Origin of the sequence: Mycobacterium sp. UM_11 (assembly GCF_001414075.1) — a bacterium.
GTDB lineage: Bacteria > Actinomycetota > Actinomycetes > Mycobacteriales > Mycobacteriaceae > Mycobacterium.
Genome location: NZ_LATC01000209.1, coordinates 1 through 2,044 on the forward strand (window position 1 = coordinate 1; position 2,044 = coordinate 2,044).

General features: G+C 72.7%; 2 protein-coding genes. One reads left to right on the top strand and one right to left on the bottom strand.

The genetic code is table 11. The features are described 5' to 3' along the window. Positions 1-1,146: polyprenol phosphomannose-dependent alpha 1,6 mannosyltransferase MptB (mptB, locus tag WU80_RS24615; protein ID WP_055405896.1), on the bottom strand; the 1,146-nt coding region annotated here is incomplete at its 3' end. A 133-nt stretch (positions 1,147-1,279) separates the two neighbouring features. Between mptB and WU80_RS24620 the strand changes: the two genes are divergently transcribed. Further along, on the top strand, positions 1,280-2,044 hold a 765-nt coding region (locus WU80_RS24620; RefSeq protein ID WP_082462595.1), incomplete at its 3' end, for a metalloregulator ArsR/SmtB family transcription factor.

The window sequence follows — 2,044 nt, forward strand, 5'->3', positions numbered from 1 at the left end:
GGGCGGCGACATCCAGCTGCGGACGACGTTGGCGGTGCCCAGCGTGTAGATCCAGCCGAAGCCGAGCCCGCTGGCCCAGCCCACGACCGCCATCACCGCCAGCGACAGCGCGCTCATCGCGCCGCCCGCCAGCAGCAGCGCGCGCAGGTTGCCCCCGCAGCGGTAGGCCAGCGCCATCGTGACGAACCCGAGCGCCAGCAGCGACGGCAGCTTCACCTGCGACGACAGCGCGATCAGGACGGCACCGGCCAGCAGCATGCCCAACGGTTCCCAGTCCGGGCCGGGCCGCCAGGAGGCCGGGAACAGCCGCGGGGAGTCGATCCCCCGCAGCGCGAACTCGGCCCCGGCCAGCATCAGCCCGAGCATCAGCGCCTCGTTGTGGACGCCGGCCACCAGGTGCATGATCAGCAGCGGATTGGCCGCGCCCAGCCACAGCGCGCTGACCTCGGCGACGCCGCAGCGGCGGGCCAGCCGGGGCGTCGCCCAGACGATCAACCCGACGCCGATCAGCTCGACCAGCCGATGGCACAGGACCGCCGCGACGATGTTCTCCCCGGTGATCGCCGAGATGCCGCGCCCGATCCACAGGAACAGCGGGCCGTAGGGCGCCGGCGTCTCCCGCCACAGCGTGGGCACCGACAGCGTGAAGACGTGCGACAGGCCCAGGCCCGACGCCGGGCCCACCCGGTACGGGTCGAGCCCTTCCAGCGAGATCTGGCTCTGAGCCAGGTAGGAGTAGACGTCCTTGCTGTACATCGGGGGCGCGATCAGCAGCGGCAGGATCCACAGCATCAGGGTGCGGTCCAGGTCGCCGCGCGACATCCGCCTGCTGCCCAGCGCGAACCGGCCGAGCATCAGCCAGGCCAGCGCCATCATCACCGCCCCGGTCGTCGTCATCGTCAGGGACACGGTCTGGATGCGCGACGGCAGGTTGAGCAGGCGCACGCCGAACGTGGGGTCCTGCACGACGGGACGCGCCCCGGCGCCCAGCGCCCCGATGGCCATCAGCACGGTGCCGGCGGCCCCGAACCGCCGGGTGCGCTGCAGCGCGGTGAGCTCGGTATCGTTCAGCGGCGTGCCCACCGCTTGCTCGTCGCCATGCAGGCTGGCGATCGACGAGCTCAGCACGTGCTGGCGGGCTGCCATCAGAGCAGCGTAACCGCCGGGGTCGCCGGGCTCGCCTCGCCGCCCGCGGCGATCGCAAGCGCGGCGCAGCCGGGCGCGGCGGGTCGCGCGTCTTGTTTGACTGTGACCAGCGCAACGCCCGCTCAGGGGACCCTTGGTAGACCGATCCCCGGAATTGCGTCACACTGGTGTTGTGAAAATCCGAACCGGTTTCGACGACGCTGCCGCGGGCGCGGCGGGCGTGTCGGTGCCGGATGGGCACACCCGCCGGGCCATCGTGCGCCTGCTGCTGGAGTCCGGATCGATCACGGCCGGCGAGATCGGCGATCGGCTGGGGCTGGCGGCCGCGGGCGTGCGGCGCCATCTCGACGCGCTGATCGAGGCGGGCGACGCCGAGTCGGTGCCCGCCGCGTCCTGGCAGCAGGTGGGGCGCGGGCGCCCCGCCAAGCGGTTCCGGCTCACCGCCGGGGGCCGGGCCAAGCTCGGGCACGCCTACGACGACCTGGCGGCGGCGGCCATGCGGCAGTTGCGCGAGATCGGCGGCGAGGACGCCGTGCGCACGTTCGCCCGGCGCCGCATCGACTCGATCCTGGCCGGTGTGCCGTCGGCCGAGGGCGACGACGACGCCGAGGTCGAGGCGGCCGCCGAGCGGGTGGCCGGCGCGCTGACCAAGGCCGGCTACGTCGCCACCACGACGCGGGTCGGCGGCCCGATCCACGGCGTGCAGATCTGCCAGCACCACTGCCCGGTGTCGCACGTCGCCGAGGAATTCCCCGAGTTGTGTGAAGCCGAGCAGCAGGCCATGGCCGAGGTGCTCGGGACCCACGTGCAGCGGTTGGCGACGATCGTCAACGGGAACTGCGCCTGCACCACCCACGTACCTCTTACCCCGGCGCCCAGCCCTGTCTCTTATACACAT